This is a genomic window from Verrucomicrobiales bacterium, assembly GCA_016793885.1.
Taxonomy (GTDB): Bacteria; Verrucomicrobiota; Verrucomicrobiia; order Limisphaerales; family UBA11320; genus UBA11320.
In genome coordinates, this window is record JAEUHE010000237.1 from 89,380 (window position 1) to 111,583 (window position 22,204).

The following is a 22,204-nucleotide window of genomic DNA, read 5'->3' on the forward strand; positions in this document are numbered from 1 at the left end:
ATGAACAAAAATTGGCTGCGCCACGCCTGGCCTTGCGGGTTGGCTTATCTAGCATCCGGAACGGCTCTCAGCGCCCAGGAATCCCTCCGGGCAGCGCTGGAGGCTTACCCCGTTCTCGGTATCACCCTGACCAACGTCGGACCGCAAAACGTGAGCGATGCCCTGATCCGCGCCAACATGCGGGTCAAGGAGGGCGATAATTACAATCTCCGGATGGTCGACGACGACGTCCAGAACTTGCTCAAAACAGGCTACTTCCTGAACGTGCAGGTGACTGAGGTGCGTCAAGTGGAAGGCGTGCGGCTCACGTACGTCCTCCAGGCCAAACCCAAGCTGACGGACATCGTTTTCAAGGGGAACAAGAAGTACAGCAACCGACGCCTCCTCAAGACGGTGACGTCCAAGATCGGCGATCCCTTGGACGAACGGAAACTGTTCACCGATGTTCAGGCGATCAAGACCAAGTACCAGAAGGCGGGATATCCAAAGACCGAGGTCAAGTATGTGCCCAGCGTCGAGGAATCAACCGGGCGTGGCAGCGTCACCTTCGAGATCGTCGAGACGCCCAAAGTGCGGATCACGGATGTCAGCTTCGAGGGCGCCACGGCTTTCAGCCAAAAGAAGCTGCGCAAGCAGATCAAGACCCGACGCCACTGGTTCTTCTCCTTTATCACCGGCAGCGGCACGCTGAAGGATGACCAGCTCGAGGACGATCGGGACAAGCTCGCCGAATTCTATCGCAATGAAGGTTACATCGATTTCGACATCAAGAACATCGAGTATAACTACAGCGGCGAGAAGAGGGTGAAGCTGAACTTCCAGGTCACCGAAGGCCAGCAATACAAGGTGGGAACCATCGCCTTTCAGGGAAACCAGATTTTCACGACCAACCAGCTGGCTCAGGACCTCAAGATGCCCGAAGGGAAAACCTTCACACCCAAGGGGCTCAACAAGGACATCGAAGTCGTCCAAGATAAATACGGCTCCGAGGGCTACATCGACACCACCATTTCGGCCCGGAAAAATCCGAACGTTCAAACGGGCACGATCGATCTGAATTATCGCATCGAGGAGAAGGAAAAGTCCTACATCGAGAAAATCGAAATCAAGGGCAACACCAAGACCAAGGACAAGGTCATTCGCCGCGAGCTCAGCGTCTCGCCGGGCGAAGTCTTCGACATGACCGAGGTGAAGCGCAGCAAGCGTCGCCTGGAAGGTCTGCAGTATTTCGCGGAGCAAGGTGGCGTTGAGGCCCAGCCGGAGCCAACCGACATTCCGAATCGGCGGAACCTCCAGATCACGGTGGAGGAAAAGAACACGGGCCACTTCTCACTCGGCGCCGGCTTCAGCTCCATCGACAGCGTCATCGGGTTTGTCGAAGTCACTCAGGGTAATTTCGACATTGCCAAGCCCCCCTGGTTTATGGGCGGCGGACAAAAGTTCCGCATGCGTGTGGCGGCAGGTCCTCGTCGACAGGACTACGAGATCACGTTCATCGAGCCCTGGTTCCTGGAACGCAAGCTGCAGTTCAGCACCGATCTCTACCATCGCCGGCTGAGCACTTACTCCGACGAGGATCTGTATGATCTCGTCCAAACCGGCGCCCGGCTGGGTTTCACCCGCGCACTGTGGAACGACAACCTGATCGGCAACGTCAACTACAACATCGAAAACCGTGGACTGGTCGATATCGACCGCTCGCGCGCGGTGCGCTATCCCGGACGCCCGGACGTGTTGGAAGACCAAGGCTATAGCCTCTTGTCGAAGTTCGGCGGTTCTTTGGCCTACGATACCCGGGACAACGCACTCCTGCCGACCAAAGGACAACGGACGGAGATCTCGGCCGATATCGCTGCCGGGGCGATCGGCAGCGATTGGAACTTCTACAAGCTCGAAGCCCGCAGCTCCTGGTACTTCCGGGGATTGGACGAGGGACATCTGCTGGAAGTCATCGGCCGAACCGGAGTGGCGGAGACTTTTGGTGACAGTGATCACCTGCACGTGCTGGACCGCTTTTTCCTGGGCGGTATGTATTCCCTGCGTGGCTACCGCTACCACCGCGTCGGCCCAACCGACGCCTATGGTGAACCTTACGGTGGTAACACCTATTGGTTCGGCAGCATCGAATATAGCATTCCGGTGATTGAACGTCTGCGGATCGCGGCGTTCTATGATATTGGCATGGTTTACCTGAACTCGTATCAGTGGAATTTCGGGGAATACAACGACAACGTCGGTGTGGGCATCCGCCTCAATCTGCCCATCGGCCCTCTCCGGCTGGATTACGGCATTCCGCTCCATGCCACCCCACGCAGCCCATTCACCCCGGGTAACGACAGTTCCTCGGGAAGGTTTCAGTTTGGTGTTGGCTATACCCGCGAATTTTAATTTAATTCTCCTGACATGAACGTGATTTTGAAACAAGCGATTTGGGTGCTCCTCGTCAGCGCCCTATGTGTGCTCCCCGCTTCCGCTCAACAGCAAAAGCTGGCCACCATCGATCTCCGGCAGGTTTTCGACAATTACTGGAAGACCAAGCAGGCCGACACCGCCTTGAAGGACAAGGCGGGGGACCTGGACGGCGATCGGAAGAAGATGATCGACCAATATACCAAGCTGAAGGCCGATTATAAGACCGCCCTCGAAAAAGCCAACGAGCAGGCGGTTTCGGCCGAGGAACGCGAAAAGCGGAAGAAGTCCTCCGAAGTGAAGCTCGCTGAGATGAATGATCTCGAGTCCAGCATCACCCAGTTCGACCGCCAGGCCCGTACCTCCCTCGACGAGCAACAACGCCGAATGCGCGACAACATCCTCTCCGAGATTCGCGGAGTGGTGGAACTTAAGGCCAAGGCCGGTGGCTACGCGATGGTGCTGGATACCGCCGGCGAAACCGCGAATCGCACTCCTTTCGTGCTCTACACCAATAACGAATCCGATATCACCAAAGCCGTGCTGGCCCAGCTCAACGAGACCGCGCCAGCCAACCGGGTGACCACTGGAAGTGACAAAGACAAGGACAAGGAAAAGAAGTAGAACCGAGCCTCCATTTCTCTGCGAACCCGACTGCCGCTAACTGCGGAGTCGGGTTTTCAGTTCCAGCTAACTCGAATGCCAATATGCGAAGAACCCTCCACCGCCTCATCACCACTTGCACGCCAGCAGCACTCCTGGCGATGGTCGTCATCCTGGTCAGCGGCTGCGCCTCCTCCCATTCAGCGCGTCACACCCTTCGCGAAAGCCTGACCTTTCACGCCTCCTTCGACCAGGGAGCCAATGCCGATTATGCGCGCGGGGATCGCCAGATCTATCACGCCAAGGGCATGAATGAGCGTTTCGCCGGCACGCCAGGACTCCCGACCACACCGGAAGTTCAACTGGTGGAGAAGGCGGGACGCTTTGGGCATGGGCTGCGATTCCATCAGGCGAAGGCTCCAGTGATCTTCTACCATTCTCCTTCCAACGTGGAATTCCACAGTAATCGGTGGAGCGGAACGGTGTCGTTCTGGCTTAGCACCGATCCTGCGACTCAGCTGGCCCCCGGCTATTGCGATCCCATCCAGATTACTTCGAAGGCCTGGAACGACGCCGCTTTCTTCACGGAGTTTGAGAAGAAGACCAACGGTATCCCCTTCCGCCTAGGGGTCTACGCCGATCTCAAAGTCTGGAATCCCAATGACCGCGATTGGAATAAAATGGCTCCGCACGAGAAGCCGCTGCTGACCATCGACAATCCCCCCTTCTCCGCGGGCAAATGGACCCATGTCGTGTTCACCTTCGAGAACTTCAATACCGGAAAGCCGGATGGCGTTGCCAAACTGTATCTGGATGGTGAGTTCCGAGGTGCGATTCCAGCCCGCACTCAGACGTTCAACTGGGATCCGGCCAAGTCGCTCATCATGCTCGGAATCGGCTACGTGGGGCTCTACGACGACGTGTCCATTTTCAACCGCGCACTCAGTCCCCAAGAGATCATCACCCTGCGGGATCTACCCAATGGCGTGAGCGACCTAGTGCGGTAGGAGGAAGCCGTAGGGGGCAACGCAGCCCCCCATGCTCAAGCAACTTAGAGGGTACTCCTACAGGCGACGAAAGGGCCTCAGTTGCACCACAGAGATGGGAATGGGCGCAGAGAGGAGCCGTTCCGGAGAAACCTAAAACGGTAGTTTTAACCACGGTTTTCTCGGATGTCTCGGATAGAAAAGAACAAGTGAGTTCCACTTCCGATCCCTTCGGGATTCTTAATCCGTGGGATCAGCGAAATCCGTGGTTCACCAGTTGCTCTCCCTCTTTGCGCCTTCCCGTCTCTGCGGTGTAAGTCTGCTCGGGCTTGGTTTCGGGTTGAGGGGGCCGCTTGGAAATCTTGGGAGCGGGGACATTTTGCCCACGGACCACGCGGACCACACGGATCTGAGGAGACACCGCAACCCCGACCGCGGGTGCGGGACGAGTGGCCGAGCCGACTGAAGTTACTGTTCTGCTGAATTCCCTCCGACTCCGTGTGTTCTGTGTGTTCCGTGGGCAAAACTCTTCCTGGGAGGTTATCTCGACCTTCCTTTCGAGCCTTTTAGGAACCGCCGTGAGAAGAGTCCGATCCCCCAAAAGGGGCAGGCAGGATGGCAACGAACTTGATACCGCTCGTTGGCGGTCCAGGGCCCGCAGGTTCAGCCCAAAATCTGGTGAACCACTTCTCCAGAAACATCCGTGAGTCGTATGTCCCGGCCGCTGAAGTGGTAGGTGAGCTGAAGATGATCCAACCCCAGGATGTGAAGGATCGTCGCGTGAAGATCGTGCATCTCCAACTTGTCGACCACCGCCTTATATCCCCAGTCGTCCGTCTCGCCAAACGTAAAGCCAGGCTTCACCCCTGCCCCCGCCATCCAGACTGTGAAACCAAACTCGTTGTGGTCTCGTCCGTCAGAGCCTTGTGCGAAGGGCGTGCGGCCAAATTCCCCCGACCAGACGACCAAAGTATCCTCCAACAGTCCGCGTTCCTGGAGATCTTGCAGCAAGGCCGCGATCGGCTGGTCCGTGGCGCGCGCATTGTCGCCATGATTCTGAATGAGCCCGCCATGCGCATCCCAACGATCAGCTCCATTCACACGCGGACAGGTCAACTCGATGAAACGAACTCCGCGCTCCACCATCCGACGGGCCGTTAAACATTGCTTGGCATAAATTCGCGTGGGGCCAAAGGTGGACTCAAAGCCGTAAAGACGCTTGGTCTCGTCGCTCTCCCCCTTGAGATCCAGAAGCTCCGGCACCGTCAGCTGCATGCGGGCGGCGAGTTCGTGGTTGGCAATCGCCGACTCCAACGAGTCCAGCTGCCCGGCTCGTTCCAAGGTTTGTTGATCCAGCTCGCGGATGAGGGACATCTTGACGCCCTGCATGCGCGGGTTCTTCTCGCTCGGACGTATGTTTGCCAACGGCGGGTCCTTGGCCTCGAGGACCGAGGCCTGGTAAGTCGCCGGAAGAAAGCCGCTGTTAAAATTGTCCATGCCTCCCGATGGAATCAGCCCACCGTTGAGCAGCACGAACCCGGGAACATCCTGATTCTCGCTGCCCAACCCATAGGTGGCCCAAGCACCAATGCTCGGCCGACCCTGAAGCCCGGTCCCCGAGTGCAGAAAATAGTTAGCGCTCGTGTGCTCGGGGAATTTGGACGTAAGCGACTTGACGACACAGAGGCGGTCAGCCTGCTTGGCAACATGCGGGAACAACTCGCTCACCCACAAACCGCTGCGCCCGTGCTGCGCAAATTTCCAGGGTGACTTGAGCACTTTTCCAACATTGGCAAACTGAGTCTTCTCCAGTCGGCCCATCGCTTTGTATGGATCCTCCCCATGATGCTTCTCGAGGAGTGGCTTGTAGTCGAAACTGTCCACTTGCGAGACGCCCCCATCCATGTAGAGAAAAATGACGCTGCGAGCCCGGGGCTTGAAATGGGGCGATCGAGGCAATAGTGGATTGGGTTTGGTTGCCCCGGCCCAAGCCTTCTGCGTCCCATACAACGCGGAAAACGCCACCGACCCGAAACCGCAGGCAAAACGCTTGAGCATCTCCCGTCGGCTGAGACAGGACCGAACATGCGAAGGCGAAATGAAGTCGGTGAGCATAATGGTGCGCTTGGCTTTCTACGGGATGAAAATGAATTCCTTGGCCCCCAGCAGTGCGTGACAAAGCTCGGTCCAAGCCGCCGACGACGACTCCGATGCCGAGGCGGCTTCGTCGCCGAATTGGCGAGCTTCCCGAAGCGCTTGCCGACACGCCGCCACCTCCTTGTCCGAAGCCGGCCGCGAGAACGCGCTCAGGAACAGATCCTGAATCCGCTCGTCCTCGGAGACACGGTCATGTTCACGCTCGCTGCGTTTCGCCCAGACCCCCGCCTGCTGATGAACAAAAGGATCGTTCATCAAAAACAGCATCTGGCCGGGAACGTTTGAAATATTCCGTCGCCCCACCGTGGTGAACGGGATCGGCATGTCGAAGGCCGTCATCATCATGGGCAAAAAGTTTCGGCGCGCCGCCACATACACACTCCGCCGTCCCGCGCCATCCAAAGGTCCGCGCTCGCTCCGCAGCCCGCGAGCTTCAACGAACTGGGATTCATGCAACGGAACCGAGACCCCATACATCTTCGTGTCCAAACGCCCGGAGACAGCCAAGATCGCATCCCGAATTGCCTCCGCCTCCAGCCGACGCAAATTCATCCGGTGCAGAAGAACGTTCTCAGGATCGCGAGCCTCCACCTCAGGAGCCGTCGGCTTGCTCGACATCGCAAAAGCACTGGAAAGCACGATCCGACGAATCAATAGCTTCATGGACCACTGATCCTGCTGGGTAAATGAAGCAGCCAGATAGTCGAGCAGTTCCGGATGCGATGGCCTCTGCCCTAGCCATCCAAAGTTGTCCACCGAGGGAACGATCCCTCGCCCAAACAGGTGATGCCAAACACGGTTGACGAACACGCGGGCGGTCAAGGGATTCGCCGGATCAGCGATGATCTCAGCCAACTCCAGCCGCCCGCTGCTCTGAGGAGCTGGAATCGGCTGCACCCCCGAGACGGCCTCCAGGAAACGCCGGGGCACCGTCCCCTTGGGGGCGTGATGCTTTCCTCGGACCAACAGAAACTCATCCGTTCCATCGCCATCCCACATGGCGGGTGCCACTCTCGATTTCCAGATCACCGGCTGCAGCAGGGCATCGCGCTCAGCCAGGTAGTTCCTCAGGGTGTTGGCGAACGGAGCAGGCCACTCCCCTGTCGGACCGGACACCAGCTCCGGCCGACGCGCCAGCCAATCGGCCAGCTCGAGATCCTCTGGAGAGTCCTTGGCACCCCCGGCCGCGAAGGACCGAATGGCCGAGGTGAGGCGCTCCTGATAGACTTGCGCCGCAGCCTCAATGGAAATCACATTGCTCGCCGATCGATAGCGCATCAACTCCGTCAGATGCGCACTGGCCGACCACGGCTCCTCCGGCGGGGTCTCGGATTCCACCACCAGGGCGATAGCCGTATCAAACCCCGTCTCCGGAGAAAACTCGAGCGCCACCCGATGGCCCGAATACTCCGCTAGATTCTGGCTGACCCAGTGCCATTGATCCCGATGCTGCCACTCGCGCACTAAGGCGGTGTGGATCGGCCCGGTGACGAGGCGTTGAGAATCGACAACCGCCAACACCCTTCCGCCCCCCTTCACCAGATAGTGCAGCTTTCCTCCCGTCAGCTGAAACTTGGGACTGCGGAGCATGGCGCCATCACGCACCCACCCGCCATACATCGCCGGCTCCTGCTCCACTCCCGGACGAAATCCCATCGGGAACCAATCCTGATCAGCCCAGGCCGCGGTTCGGGACTGAATTCGGAAGGCAGGCGGAGCGTTCGAGAATCCCTTAGCCAACCTGAATTCGCCCCCGGACACGGGCCCCGCCCCGAAAGCGACTCCATCCACTCGCCACTGGCCCGGAGCCAAATTCCTGAAGTCCAGGACTACCCGCGCATCCGGCGCAGCCCCTACCGCCTCCCAGCCGGGATTGGCCTTGCCCCGTGGGGGAAGATTCCCCAAGAGCGCCACCGAAGCGAACGGAGAGAGCAGATCCGCTCGGTTGGAGACTGAACTCAGCAACGCGGCCGTCCAATGCGCCAACACCTCACCATCTAGGGAACGGGCTGCGGAAAGCTCTCGCAGCGACGCCGACTCAGGGCCCTTCAGGTCCGAGGCCTTGAGTGGTTTACCAGCCGATGGCGGAGCGTTCGTCCGTTTTCGCGCGACTTCCGCGGCGGTGATGAGATAGGACTTGAGCTGCGGAAGCGTGGCCAATTGAGCCTCGCTCCAATGCTTCGCCAGGGTGGAAGCCGATCGGGAGCGCAATCCCGCCAACTGGCGGGCAGCGGTTTGCTCCGACTCCATGCTCTCAAAGCGGGCCAGCCGTTGCCCCGAGCTGATAAAGAAACCCGCCAAGGCATAGTAATCGCGCTGAGAAATCGCATCGAACTTATGATCGTGGCAGCGCGCGCAGGACACCGTCAGCCCCAGAAAACTCTTACTGAGCACATCGACTCGATTGTCCACCCGCTCCGTCTCGTCCAAACGCGTGTCTACCGGCGCGTGGATCTCCTCACCCAGAAAAGCCCACCCCGTGGCCAGCACCGATTCGTTGAATCCAAGCTGGGGATGACGCCGCGGATGCGCAAGCAGGTCGCCCGCCAGATGCTCCCGCACAAACTCATCGTATGGCACATCCGAGTTCAGAGCGCGAATGACATAGTCTCGATACTCATAAGCGTTGGGAATGATGTAATCTCCCTCATGGCCTCGAGACTCGGCATAGCGCATCAAGTCCAGCCAGTGCCTGGCCCATCGCTCGCCAAAGCGAGGGGAGCCCAAAAGCCGGTCGACCACGCGCTCGCGAGCGGCATCGGAGGGATCCTGAACGAACGCCTGTAGGTCGGCCATGGAAGGAGGGAGGCCGGTGAGCGCAAAATGCACCCGACGCAACCAAACCGCGGGTTCCGCGGGCGGAGCTGGCCGAATACCTTCCTTCTCCAGCCGACTGAGCAAAAACTGGTCGATCACTCCCCGAGCCCAATTGGTATCCCGCACCGCCGGGACTGAGCCTAAAACGGGAGGCTTCCAGATCCAATCCAGCTTCGCCTTTCTCTGTTCCAGATCGAATCCACCGGGAATCGGGACCGCTGCTACCGCGTCGCCTCCTGGCCAATGCGCCCCGTCCCGGATCCACTTCTCAAAATCGGACAACACGCTGGAGGGGAGCTTGGGCTTTTTGGGAGGCATGGTTAGCTCCGGATGCCGATGAGCCATGGCCGACCAGAGCAGGCTCTCGAGCGGCTTTCCCGGAACCAGAGCAGGCCCCGTCTCTCCTCCGGACAGCAATCCCGACCGGCTGTCCACTCGCAAGCCGCCCTTGTTTTTTTGAGACTCCGCGCTGTGACACTCAAAACAATGCTCCGCCAAAACCGGGCGGATTCTCTTCTCGAAGAACTCACCCTCGGACTCCACCCCCCACGCGCGGCCCACCCATAGCCAGCAGCTGACCAAGACCGGGCCCAGGAACTGAATGGATACCTTTGTCATCTCGCGAGATACCTAGCTAGAATCATGAGATAAAGACGCTGGCGGCGCAAGGGGACTTCAATGGAATCTAGGGGATTGTGGGGGAATCAGCCGCGACCACCAGCCGCGTCTTTTCGAATCCACCCGATGCCGCATTCCTGAAGCATCGCCCAAATTTGAGAGTCTGAAGCCACCTCGTGCTCCAGCGAGTGACACTCACTTTAGAGAAACACCGAAAAGAGGGGAGTTTTCTGTCGTTTTAGCCCGCTCCAGCGGCGGTGCGCAAGTTGCTAAAGAGACCCTGCAGTGGGATCCAAAACGGACCCCCTGCAGCAAAGGCAAAGACTATGTGCGTTAAGAAACTTTTTCTCAGTATGGTGGCAGCACTTTCGTTAGCAGCCCCCAACCTCCAGGCAGCGGCAGAAGGCTCTCTGGACAACCTGGGACCGCCCCCCACCCCAACTCCCGTGCCGGATCCCACGCCCGTCCCTCCACCGACGCCCCCTCCCACACCGCCGGCTCCCGGCCCTAGCTGTGGCAAGTTACCGTCGGTCTTGGCTAAATTCGATGTGGATAGAAATGGCCGACTTTCGGCCGAGGAACGGGCGGCAGTGAGGGCGGCCTGCCAAGCACGACGCCAGGCATTGCTCGACAAATACGACGTCAACCACGACGGCGTGCTGTCGCGCGAGGAACGGGCGGCGGCCAAGGCTGAGTGGCTGGCACAGCAGCAGGCGGAACAAACGGCCACGTTCGTAAAGCTCGACGGCAATGGCGACGGCAAGCTCTCTCTGGACGAATTTAAGGCGGGACAGCCCGATCTCAGCACGCATCGCTTAAGATGCCTCTTCGGTCGCCTGGACCGCAGCCGCGACTCACTCGTGAGCCTGGAAGAGTTTCTCGCCCACCTGGAGCATCGATCCTAGCTCTGGATACGTGATGGCGAGCACGAACCACCCAGGCACCCAGCCACTAGGTTCCCTTCCGGCAGGTGATCTGGGCGAGGTTCAAAATGCGGGGTCAGACTGGTTCACGTCCCAGCCTGACCCCGCTGAAGTTTAGGTTCATTCACCAAGCCCTCTCCCCTCAAAAAATCCCCCCCTGAGCTATGAAACGTTTGTGTCCGCTGCCCGCCATACTCCTCGGCACCCACCTGGCGGCCATCGGAATCGCCTACTATTGCGGCTATCGCCACCACGGAACCCGAGATCATCAAACTTCAGCCTCCGTCAACGCTCCCTCCCCCTCGATGGAGCATCGTGGGGAACAACGCGATCCATTCGCCTCGGGTTTGGCCACACAAACCCCGGCAGCGGCCGCCGCGTCGGCCGGGTACCACCACAACCTGCTCGCTCATCTCCAATCGACCGAACTCGCGATTCGCCATCTGAATGCGGACCAACTCCTCAAGGCCTTACAGGACCTCAACAACCGGCCGACCGGTCCCGAAAAGCTCTTTTCTCAGCAGCTCATGCTCGCCCGTTTGACGGAAATGGATCCCGCCTTGGCTCTGAGCGTCACGTCTCAGCTCCCTTCCCCGGAGAACCTCACGGGTGAACTGAGTGTTCTAAGCACCTGGTCACGTTTGGACCCCGCCTCTGCGGCCGCCTTTTTTCAAGAAAACTCGAGCGACTTCGGGGTGTTCGATGCGCGCCAACGCGCCGCCGCCCGAACCATCGCCGAGCAATGGTCGCAGACAGATCCACTCGAAGCTTTTGAATGGGCGAGCCGACTCCCCGAGGAGGTGCGCTTGGATGCCCTGGCGCCGGCCATCTCACAGCTCAGTTTGAACCAGTCTGACCGCATCATCGAGGCCATCAACCAACGAGAGCCGGGGGCGGAGCGAACCGAGATGATCGCCCAGGTGGCTGGGGAACGAGCCCAGCACGCCCCCCAACAGACCGCCGAATGGGCCACCAAGCTCACCGAACTGGAGGAGCGGGACAGCGCCACCGTCGCGGTGGTCAGTCGCTGGGCAAAACAGGATCTTCGAGCCGCCGCGCAGTGGGTTCGCTCCCTCAGCCCAGGAGCTTCCCGTGACGCCGCGCTGCGAGCCCTGCTCGACACCTCGGCGTTTCGACGAGATCCATCGGCCGCAATGCAGTGGACCGCAGCAATCCGGGACGAAGGTGTTCGTCGCGAGACGATCGCTTCCATAGTGAACCGCTGGGAAGTTCTCGATCCGGACGCCGCAGCCGGTTGGACCAAAAGCCACGGACACTAGTCTGCCCGCCGTGTAAGTCGCATTCCCACCATCCCTGGTGGAAGGCAGTGAGAGCGCCGTGATCGCCGTTTGACAAGGGCGGGAGGGTCCATCTCTCCCACCGGCATGGGGCCCAAAGCGGCAGAGGTCTGCCGCACTCCATATGGCGTAGTGCCCCGCCAAGCGTCATGGACTGCTGTAGCCCTCTACAGCCTTTCGGTCACCCCCGGAGGGAGGATCCCGCTTGCCCTCATCCGGAAACAGACTCACACCCCCAGTGGAGCCAACGCGAAGTGTTCGCTTGCACCAATGACCCAGAGCTGACACGCTAGAACTCAGTTGTCCACACTACCGTATCGTTAGGAGGCATATCCGCTTATGAATCGAATTTCGAACGAGCCTCAAGCACTGCACGCGACCGCTCGGAGCCTGCGATCCAGCGCCAGCGGCCACACGCTTCCTCCCAGGGGGGCGCTCGGTCTTTTCCTCCTCGCGGTCTTCCTCCAATCGGGAGCACTGAATGCCGGCCAAGTGGTCATCAACGAAATCCACTTTCACCCCAGTTCGCATCTGGTGGTTGATGAGTACATCGAGCTTCACAACACGGACACCAACACCGTCGACCTGCAGGGCTGGCGGCTGGATCGCGGCATCTCCTTCACCTTTACCAATTCCGCCCCGCTTGCCCCCGGAGGCTTCCTGGTGGTAGCCGCCAACTTGGAGTCCTTTGCGCAAAATCATCCGGCGGTCACCGCCGTGCTCGGCGGTTGGACAGGCAGTTTGGCCAACTCCGGCGAAACCCTCCGCTTGGTCGATGCTCAGGACGTCACTTCGGATGAAGTGCGCTATGCCGACTCCGGAGATTTTGCGACTCGTTACGAGACGTTTTCCTCCTCCGCCCGCGGTTGGTCCTATCAAAGCACGGCCGACGGCTCCGGACCTTCATTGGAGCGAATCGATCCGACGCAATCGGGCATGATCGGCGCCAATTGGGGGACAAGCGTCGGCTTTCAAGGCACTCCCGGCGCCCCCAATAGCCGCCTCCTGAACAACCCCGCTCCGTTGATTTGGGATCTGGAACATGCCCCCTCGATTCCTCGGTCCAACGAGCCAGTGACAATCACGGTTCGGGTCGGCGGGCCCAGCAACTCCCCGCCTACGGTAGTGCTGTTCTACCGAATTGCTTCGATCGCCAAGCCAGCTGAGTTCAGCCAGGTTTCCATGTTGGACGACGGCACCCAAAACGATGGCCTGGCGGGGGATGGTCGCTTCGGGGTAATCCTCGCCGAGCTTCCCCATCGAACGGTAGTCGAGTTCTACGTGCAGGCCACGTCGGACACCGGGCCGGCCCGCACCTATCCGCCGCCGACTCGGGACCGATTCGGAATCGAAGCTCAGTATGCCAATGCACTCTACCAGGTGGACAACAGCTCCTATTCCGGCCCTCAGCCCGTCTACTCCCTGGTGCTGACCGAGACGGACCGGGCCAGTTTGGCCAGCCTTCCGCAAAATGACCCCTACTCCGACGTCGAGCTGAACGCGACTTTCATCAGCAGCGAATCCGGCCGATCCGAGGTTCGCTACGGCTGCGGCGTGCGTCTCCGGGGCGCCAGCAGTCGTTTCCTCAACCCGCCGAACTATCGCGTGAACATTCCCTCCGATCGACGGTGGAATGGAGTCACCGCACTCAATCTCAACATCTTCAGTGTCCACAGCCAAATCGCCGGCGAGGCACTCGCCAAACGGGCGGGACTGCTCACCGAGGATCATCGTCCGGTCCAGGTGCGCGTCAACGGGGTCAACCTCGCCACGACCGGCCAGCCACCTCTGGGTGTCTATGCTCACACCGAAGTGCCTGACTCCGCATTCGCGGAAAACCATTTTCCAGAGGACGCCGACGGAAATCTCTATCGCGCCTCCAGTCACGCCGCCACCTTGGAGTATCTCGGAACGGATCCGGTCCGTTACCGAAGCGCCGGTTATTCGAAAACCACCCACCAAAGTGAAAACGACTGGACCGACCTCATCGGTCTCACCGAAGCGTTGGCCAACCCGAACACCAACTCGTACCTCACCCACATCGAGGCAAGGGCTAACATCCGGCAATGGCTCACTTACTTCTCGGTTTTTCTGCTCTCGGGCAGCACGGAGACCAGTCTGGGCACCGGAATCGGCGACGACTACGCTATGTATCGAGGTGTGAAGGATCCCCGCTTCCAGCTCATTGGTCACGACTGGGACTCCGTGCTGGGCGAAGCCGGCAGCGCCCCAGCCCAGATTTTCGTGACATCTGAACTTCCCGCGGTGGATCGATTGCTGAAGCATCCCGACGTCGCGCCACTCTACTACGGGGAGCTGCTCAGGCAGTTGCAAGGCGCTTTCTCGCCACAGTCCGTGGCTCGGGTGTTGGACGAGAATCTCAGTTCCTGGGTTCCCGCGACCACGATCTTCAACATGAAGCGCTATGCCACCAATCGAGCCTCCACCATCCTCGGGCTCATTCCCACCGAGCTGAAATGGCGCGGCGGAACGGCATCCACCGTCACCGGGCCGCTGGTTCGCTTTGCCACCAATAACGTTTTGATGTGGGGCACCACTCATGCCGAGAGCACCCGCCGGGTGCTGGTCAACGGAAACCCTGCTCTCGTGACACCCTGGGTGGCTCGCTGGACTAATCGGGTCGCGCTCAACTATGGCCTGAACCAGGTGCTCATTCAGTCGCTCGACGCTCAGGGCCGAGAGTTTGAACGCACGAATATTGTCGCCTGGACCCCTGCCCCCACCCACACCCCGCTCTCGGGTTCCGTGGAGGGCACCCGGACCTTAACCCTGGCCGAAAGCCCGTATCGGGTGACGAACGACTGGATAGTCCCCCGCGGCACACGCCTGCGGATCGAACCCGGCGTGTCCGTGATCTTCAACCCCGGCACCCGATTGTTCGTCGAAGGCGAGTTCGAGGCGGTCGGGACCGAAACGCAGCCCATCTTCTTCAGCAAGGATCCCGCCGATCCCAGCCTCAGCGTCTGGCAAGGAATCGTCTTCAACCGAGCGGACGGTCCCGTGCGGCTGTCTCATGTCTACCTCATCGGGGCCGGCTCCAGCGGCACCGGCATACGTGCGCTTCAGTCGCGGCTCGAGATCGATCACCTCACCGTGCTCTCCACCGAGAACACGTGCCTGGACCTGGAGGACTGCTCCCTAAGGCTGTCCGACTCCCGTTTTCCACCCGAGGTCATCGATGAGGTGATCCGCGGAAAAGGGATCCCAGCCGACGGCTCCATGATCATCGCTCGCAATCACTTCGCCGGCCTGAATGGCACCAATGACGTCATCCGCTTCACCGGAGGGCATCGCCCGGGGCCGATTCTCCAACTTCTGGACAATGACTTTCTCGGCGGGTCCGACGACCTGATCGAACTCACCGATGCGGATGCGCATATCGAAGGCAATCTGTTCGCTCATGCAGAGTCACACGAGACAGCGCCGCCGGGGGACTCGGCGTCCGCCATCACGATCATCGGCAACAACGGCGCGTCCCCCACCACCGAAGTCATGCTGGCGCGGAATAGCTTCCTTCTCAGCGACCATGGAGTCGTGGTTCGAAACGGAGCCAGGGTCACTGCGGAAAACAACACCTTTCATCTACTCAAGGCCGCGGCCTTCCGATTCGATGAACCTGGACTGCGCGCCAGCGGCGCCACGCCTGGATGGGGAGCTCGACTCACCGGAAACCTGGTTTGGGGAACAGAGACGAACTTCCTCGATCGCTACGAAGGGCACCCTCAATTCGGAACCACGGAGTTAACTGCAAGCTTCAACCTGCTTTCGGGCGAGGATCTCCCAGCGAACGCCAGCCCGATCCTGCGTGAAGACCCACGGCTCACCGACAGCCGTAAGGATCTGACGAGCGCCAACGCCCTGAGGCTGTCCGTAGCCCTCCGACCGGGATCCCCTGCCCTGGGGGCAGGAGCCGATGGGCGGGATCTGGGCGCTCTGGTGTCCGGTGGACTCGCGCTGCGCGGCCAACCTCGCGGGAACACGACGTCCACTCGGGCCGATCTCCAGGTCAGCGGAGCTGGTTACGTCGGTTATCGCTTCGCCTTGGATGACGGACCTCTGAGCGAGACCAGGAGCTTGGATGCCACGCTAACGCTTACCGGACTCGCTCCGGGCACGCACCGAGTGCGGGTGCTGGGACTCAACAGCGCGGGAACATGGGATGAAACCATCATGGAGTCAGCTCCGTGGCAGGTTGATCCGAACGCGCGGCGAATCGTGCTGAGCGAACTCCTGGCCCGAAACCGCACAGCCTACGTGCACGAAGAACGCTTTCCTGATGCCATAGAGCTCCAGAATCTCGGGACGACGCAGTACGACCTAGGCGGAATGGGGATTACGGATGATCCAAGCCAACCGCATCGATTCCAGATTCCCACTGGCACAGTCTTGTCCCCCGGAGGCTATCTGGTCTTGTTCGCGGAAAACGAACGGCGAAGCCCATTCCATATGGGTTTTCAACTTGGGGCCGAGGGCGGAAGCCTGATGCTCTTTGGAGCCGGAGCAACCAACCTGCCACCCCTGGACGCCATCGACTACGGCCCTCAACTGAGCGACTTCTCGATCGCGCGGCTCCCGGATGGATCCTGGGATCTTGCCCTACCCACTCTCGGAGCGCCCAACCGAACGGCGCGCACCGGAGACCCAAGGCGCCTCGTTATCAACGAATGGCTGGCGAATGGCACTGGTGATGATTTTGTCGAACTGTACAACCTTGATCCGTTGCCAGTTCGCCTCGGCGGACTTACCCTCACCGACGACACCATTGCCTATCCCAACCGACACCGAATCGCCCCGCTCAGCTTCATCGATGGAAAGGGTTTACAGGTGTTCGTGGCCGATGGGAATGAGGCTGCCGGAGCCAATCATCTCCGGTTCGGGTTATCCGCCGACAAGGGATTCCTCTCGCTGCACACGCAAACCGGCGCGACCATCGACTGCTTCCTGTACCAGAGCCAGCGAAGAGATATTTCCCAGGGCCGCTCGCCCAACGGCGCGAGTCTGCTTGCCTATTTCAACGAGCCGACGCCCGGGTCTCCCAACCCAGCACCCGCCCCACCCTTCGCTCGGGAGATCCAAAACTACACCACGAACATCATCAGCTTCACCAACCACGTCTGGAAGTATCGTCAGGACAATGTGAACTTGTTGACCGCTTGGCGGCAGCCTGAGTACGATGATGCCGACTGGATGTCCGGAGTTGGACCGTTCGGCTTGGAAGACTGCAATTGTCTGCCCGAGCCGATTCGCACGCCATTGGTGCTCCTTCAACCTGATGGCCAAGCCCAGGTGCGCACCTATTACTTTCGCACGAGTTTCGAACTGCCCCCCTTCTACAGCAGCAATTCATCCTTCGTTGCCAACCTCTTCTACGACGACGGAGTGGTCATCTATTTTAATGGCCGGCAGGGTCCGCGTCAGGGGGTGCCGACCCTCTTCAATCACAACACCTTTGCTTCGACGTCTATTTCTCCCGAAGGCCGACTCCAATCGATCCCCATACCGGCCACCAACTTTGTGCCGGGAATCAACTTCTTGGCGATCGAGGTTCACCAAAGCGATGCCAGCAGCGACGACATCGCCCTAGGGTTTTCGTTGCGCGCCGACCGGGCAGTCACGAACTTCACGAGCACGCAGAAGGTCCTGCTCAATGAGATTTTGGCGCGCAACCAAGGACTGACCAACGCCGATGGCACCATTACCGACTGGGTGGAGCTCTATAACCCATCCGTCGCGCAGGCCACCGACTTGTCGGGGATGAGCCTGACCGACTCGGCCGATCAGCCGCGGCGGTGGGTCTTCCCTCCCGGCTCCAGCCTTCCCCCTGGGGGGTATCGGGTGGTCCGGTTGAGCAGCGATCTTCCCGCCTCGCTGGAAGACAGCGACACTCTCAATGCCGGGTTCAGCCTCAAGGCGGAAGGAGACCGGCTCCTGCTGTTCGATACACCCGCGTCAGGCTCTGGTTTGTTGGACGGACTCAGCTTCGGCATCCAGGCCACGGACTATTCCTTGGGCCGATACTCCACGGCCGGCCCCTTCTGGGAACTGAACATCCCCACTCCGGGGGCTCCCAACCTCGCCGCACCGCTGGAAAGTGAATCCATCCTGCGCATCAACGAGTGGATGGCGGCGCCAACGAGCGGGGATGACTGGTTTGAACTCTTCAATCCGGGTTTGCTCCCCGTCGCATTGGCCGGACTTCACCTCAGTGATAATCCATCGCAGCCTACCCAACATCAAATCCCGCCGCTCAGTTTCCTGGGAACTGGCCCCCGTGGCGCCTATCTCCAATGGCGAGCCGATGGAGCGCCGGAGAAAGGGGCCGACCACGTCAACTTCAAGCTGGCGGCGAACGGTGAAACCATTGGCCTGTTCGGTAGGGATGGCGTGACGATTCTCGATTTGGTGAACTTTAGCAAACAGGACACCGGCATCAGTGAAGGCCGCCTGCCCGATGGGGGCACGGCGTGGGTTCGCTTCCCGCGCACGGCCAGCCCAGGTCAACTCAATCACATTCCCTTTGGTGACGTCGTCATCAACGAAGTGATCGCTCGGCGCGCCAGCGGCGGAGCCATCGAGTTACGCAATCCCTCCGAGTCTCCCCAGCACATTGGCGGCTGGTGGTTGAGCACCGATGACCGCAATCCGAAACAGGCTCGACTTCCCGACCACACCATCCTGCCGCCGGGGGGAATCTTGGTATTGGACGCCGCGCAACTAGCTCTTCCGTCGGGCGGGGGCATCGGCCTCATCCTGGAGCCCGGACAGACCCAAACCGTCTACCTGAGCGGGGTCACCACGGGCGGTGCGCTCTCGGGTTTGCGAACGCACGCCCGAGCTGCCACCAGTGATGTGGATGTCAGCACGGGTCCCTTCGAGACCAGCCTGGGCCTGGATTACCCGCTCTTGAGTTCGGTCACCCTGGGTGCCACTAACAGCACGCCGCGCGTGGGCCCTGTTGTCATCAACGAGATTCACTACCATCCCAAGGCGGCCGACGGGGGATCTGAGACCGATGAGTTCATCGAACTGCTGAACACCAGCGGCAGCCCGGTGAGCTTGTTCTCGTCCTGGGAACCCACCAACACCTGGCATCTTCGAAACGCCGTCGAGTTCGACCTTGTTCCCGGCACCACTCTCGCTCCCAACGGATTTCTTCTGTTGGTCGGATTTGATCCCGCCACGAACGCGTCGCTAACGGCTTCGTTCCGCAGCCGGTTCGGGGTGCCCGCGGCGGTCGCGATCCAGGGTCCGTGGAGCGGCCGCTTGGATAACTCCGGTGAAACCGTGGAGCTGAACCAGCCTACCACCCCGCTCGGCACCCGCTTGCCGCGCTCTCTGGCGGACCGGATCGCCTACACCGACCTCCCTCCCTGGGCCACGGGCGCGGACGGCCAAGGAAGTGGCCTGGGCAACTCACTGCAGCGACGCTCTTCCGCAAGTTACGGCAACGAGGCCACGAATTGGGTGGCTTCCCCTCCGACTGCTGGCCGGCTCAACGGAATTCCTGCCCCGCCGCCGCCTGCGTTCACGCGTCAGCCGACCGACCAACTGGCCACGCCAGGTCAAACCGTTTCCTTCTCCGCGACAGTTTCCGGGACGGGGCCGCTGGTCTATCAGTGGAGATTGAACGGGCTCGAGCTGCCGGGGGCCACCAATAATACTCTCACGCTTTCGGCCGCCTCGGCTTCGGACGAGGGCGCTTATGACCTTCGGGTCAGCAACGCCTCCGGGGCGGCGCGCAGTGCCACCGCCAGGCTGCGGCTCAACCGTCCGCCCACCATCAATCGGCAACCGGAGGGTTCTGTCCTCCTGCTGGGGTCAGACTTTACCCTCAGCGTAGGCGTCCAAGGTCCCGGCCCACTGGCGATTCAATGGAAACACAACGGCACATCGCTCCTCGGCGGCACCAATCCGGTTCTCACTCTCCGTCAGGTGACACCCGCGCAGCTGGGAACCTATGTGGCCGAGGTCAGCAATCGGTACGGACGAGTCACGAGCGACGCTGCTCTGGTGGAAATCGAGACGCCCCCAAGCTTCGTGCAGCAACCGAGCCCCGCCCTGGTGCTCGTCAACGAGGGCCAGCCGGCCACTCTCACCTCAACGGTCGCAGGCAGCACGCCTCTCCGTTTTCAGTGGCGGCGCAATGGTCAACCGGTGCGCAACGCGACCAACCAGACACTGGTCATCTCCAACCCTCGTCTGGACGATTCCGGCATTTACACACTCTCGGCCGCCAACCCTGCCGGCTCAGCCCTCAGCACGGGCGCCCGAATTTCAGTTCGCTCCGCTCCAGTCCTCACCCTCTCCGGACCCGCCGAGATCCTCCGCGAGGGAAACTCCACCAGCGCAACGTTCCTGATCCAACGTTTCGGAACCAACGATTTGCCGTTCGACGTGCAGCTAGGCTGGACAGGAACCGCCACTGCCGGAGAGGACTATGCAGTCCCTCCATCCTCGGTCCGGTTGCCGGCCGGCACGGATTCCCTGGAAGTCTCCCTCCGAGTGCTCGACGATTCCCAGCGCGAACCGCTGGAATCGGTTCAGCTCAGTCTCATTTCCACTTCTGACTACAAGCTCGCCACCAACCGGACCGCCACAGCCTTCATCGATGACGATGAGAACCAACCTCCCGCGCTGCTGGTCTTGAACCCAACCGGCGAACTCCACTATCCACGAAGCCCAACGAATATCGTGATCGAAATTCAGGCCGCCGACCCCGATGCTGGGGATGGAGTGACGAACGTGATTCTGGTGGCGAACCAAACTGTTCTCCTCGGTCAGTGGTCGAGCCCACCCTATGTGGCGACCTGGACCAATCCTCCGGCGGGCAGCAACACCGTGGCCGCGTATGCTGTGGATCAACTGGGAGCCTACACCATCAGCAACCTGCTTTCCCTCTACCTGAACCAGGCGCCACAGGTTCAGGTGCTCCAACCGAGCGAGGGAGACTTTTTTAGCGAGGGCACCCCATCCATCTCGGTGACCGCCTCCGCTGCCGACCTCGACGGCCAAGTGGTTTCCGTCATGTTCTATTTAGGAACCAATCTCGTCGCGCAAACGACCAACGCTCCCTACACCACTCAACTCACCGACCTCCCCGTGGGCCATCACGTGCTGCGTGTCCTGGCTACCGACAACGAGGGACAGCCCTCGATCACCACCGAACGGAGGTTCTCGGTTGGTCTCCGTCCGGAGGCTCTCACGGACGCCTTTCGTTCGCGCGGGCTCATCAACGGAACGAATCGATCGCTTTCAGCCGACAATCGCGGTGCGACCACCGAACCCGGCGAGCCCACCCCGGTCTATGATGGTGGAGTGGGCCGCAGCCTCTGGATCGAATGGATCGCCCCCACCGATGGCATCTGCGTCTTGGATACCATCGGAAGTCGCAGCCCGGTCGGCGGATCAGTGGATGCCATCCTGGCGGTCTATCTGGGACAGCAACTCAATACGCTGTGGGAATATGTTTCCGATGATGATGCCGCGTCCTCCGGTCCCAACGAGAGCGGGGCAAGCCGGGTCTCGTTCGGCTGCGAGGCGGGAGTCTCGTACCAGATCCGCATCTCCGCTTACAGCACCGGAACGGTGCGATTGAATCTGTCGGTCCTTCCCGAGGCCATTCTGGAGTTGAGCGGGGATGCAGTCGAAGCTCCGGAGTTCCCGTGGCGAACCCGACAACCTTCGCCTTGGGCCTCGCAGAGAGCGATCACCTCCGACGGATCAGATGCCCTTCGCATTCCCCAGCCCACCGACAACTCGGCTACCTGGGTGGAAACAACCGTGGAGGGTCCTGCGTTGGTTAGCTTTCAATGGCGCATGAGAGGAATGAACTCGTCCTTCGGTTCAACCGTCCTCCGGGATCGGCTAGTAGCCAGGATCGGCGGTATCCAAGTCCTGGAGCAAACCCGCCAGGGGACCTGGACTCCGGGGATTATATCCGTCCCCCCAGGACCGCAACCGGTGCGTTGGTCATTCCTGACGCCGCTGCCGTTCGGGGACACCAGCAATCGCGAGGGGTTCCTGGATCAAGTTAAGGTTTTGCGCACCCGTGTGAGCTCGGTGCAGCTCAGCTCCCCACACGTGGTGGAAGTCCAGATCCAAGGCTCGGGCGGCACGCCTTACACTCTGGAGTCTTCCGAAGACCTGTTGAACTGGACCGTGGTCGGAAACGGCAGATTCGATTCCAATGGCAGCTCGTTGCTCTCCATCACCAATCTTATCGAAGGCTTGCCCAAACAATTCTTGCGCAGCCGCCAAGCGCCCTAAGGTAGGGAGAGACTCTGTCGAGCCCACTACGGCCCCAGGGGCAGGATGGTAAAGGGGCAACTCCGCGAGGGCTGAAAGGTGAAGGTCGCCCCCTTGGCTCTCCGCG

The 22,204-nt window shown here is 60.5% G+C and carries 8 protein-coding genes; 6 read left to right on the forward strand and 2 right to left on the reverse strand.

Translation table 11 applies throughout. The features are described from left to right. The 3 genes from bamA to JNN07_26495 all read left to right on the forward strand — a co-directional run bounded on the left by bamA (position 1) and on the right by JNN07_26495 (position 4,019). Positions 1 to 2,388 carry an outer membrane protein assembly factor BamA gene (bamA, locus tag JNN07_26485; protein ID MBL9171309.1) on the forward strand — a complete coding sequence of 796 codons (2,388 nt, stop codon included), beginning with the start codon at positions 1 to 3 and terminating at the stop codon, positions 2,386 to 2,388. Between the two features lie 15 nt (positions 2,389 to 2,403). Next, the gene (locus JNN07_26490) at positions 2,404 to 3,033 is read left to right on the forward strand and encodes an OmpH family outer membrane protein (protein ID MBL9171310.1); all 630 of its coding nucleotides are present in this window, start codon (positions 2,404 to 2,406) and stop codon (positions 3,031 to 3,033) included. A gap of 83 nt (positions 3,034 to 3,116) precedes the next feature. Beyond that, positions 3,117 to 4,019: a LamG domain-containing protein gene (locus tag JNN07_26495; GenBank protein ID MBL9171311.1), complete on the forward strand. Its 903-nt coding sequence runs from the start codon at positions 3,117 to 3,119 to the stop codon at positions 4,017 to 4,019. A gap of 642 nt (positions 4,020 to 4,661) precedes the next feature. On the opposite strand, the gene JNN07_26500 is transcribed toward JNN07_26495, so the two are convergent. Continuing rightward, positions 4,662 to 6,113: a DUF1501 domain-containing protein gene (locus JNN07_26500; GenBank protein ID MBL9171312.1), complete on the reverse strand. Its 1,452-nt coding sequence runs from the start codon at positions 6,111 to 6,113 to the stop codon at positions 4,662 to 4,664. Positions 6,114 to 6,131: 18 nt separating this feature from the next. After that, entirely contained in the window at positions 6,132 to 9,590 is a 3,459-nt protein-coding gene (locus JNN07_26505) for a PSD1 domain-containing protein (protein MBL9171313.1), read from the reverse strand. A gap of 326 nt (positions 9,591 to 9,916) precedes the next feature. Here JNN07_26505 and JNN07_26510 point away from each other — a divergent pair, with 326 nt between their 5' ends. The 3 genes from JNN07_26510 to JNN07_26520 all read left to right on the forward strand — a co-directional run bounded on the left by JNN07_26510 (position 9,917) and on the right by JNN07_26520 (position 22,098). Further along, positions 9,917 to 10,495: an EF-hand domain-containing protein gene (locus JNN07_26510; protein MBL9171314.1), complete on the forward strand. Its 579-nt coding sequence runs from the start codon at positions 9,917 to 9,919 to the stop codon at positions 10,493 to 10,495. Positions 10,496 to 10,677: 182 nt separating this feature from the next. After that, positions 10,678 to 11,793 (forward strand): hypothetical protein, encoded by a 1,116-nt coding sequence (locus JNN07_26515; GenBank protein MBL9171315.1) that lies wholly within the window; start codon positions 10,678 to 10,680, stop codon positions 11,791 to 11,793. 357 nt (positions 11,794 to 12,150) lie between these two features. Continuing rightward, the gene (locus tag JNN07_26520) at positions 12,151 to 22,098 is read left to right on the forward strand and encodes a lamin tail domain-containing protein (GenBank protein ID MBL9171316.1); all 9,948 of its coding nucleotides are present in this window, start codon (positions 12,151 to 12,153) and stop codon (positions 22,096 to 22,098) included. Positions 22,099 to 22,204 lie beyond the last annotated feature (106 nt).

Excerpts from the sequence above, each read along its gene's own strand:
- bamA (MBL9171309.1), top strand. The coding sequence starts at position 1 with ATGAACAAAAATTGGCTGCGCCACGCCTGGCCTTGCGGGTTGGCTTAT.
- JNN07_26490 (MBL9171310.1), top strand. The coding sequence starts at position 2,404 with ATGAACGTGATTTTGAAACAAGCGATTTGGGTGCTCCTCGTCAGCGCC.
- JNN07_26495 (MBL9171311.1), top strand. The coding sequence starts at position 3,117 with ATGCGAAGAACCCTCCACCGCCTCATCACCACTTGCACGCCAGCAGCA.
- JNN07_26500 (MBL9171312.1), bottom strand. The coding sequence starts at position 6,113 with ATGCTCACCGACTTCATTTCGCCTTCGCATGTTCGGTCCTGTCTCAGC.
- JNN07_26505 (MBL9171313.1), bottom strand. The coding sequence starts at position 9,590 with ATGACAAAGGTATCCATTCAGTTCCTGGGCCCGGTCTTGGTCAGCTGC.
- JNN07_26510 (MBL9171314.1), top strand. The coding sequence starts at position 9,917 with ATGTGCGTTAAGAAACTTTTTCTCAGTATGGTGGCAGCACTTTCGTTA.
- JNN07_26515 (MBL9171315.1), top strand. The coding sequence starts at position 10,678 with ATGAAACGTTTGTGTCCGCTGCCCGCCATACTCCTCGGCACCCACCTG.
- JNN07_26520 (MBL9171316.1), top strand. The coding sequence starts at position 12,151 with ATGAATCGAATTTCGAACGAGCCTCAAGCACTGCACGCGACCGCTCGG.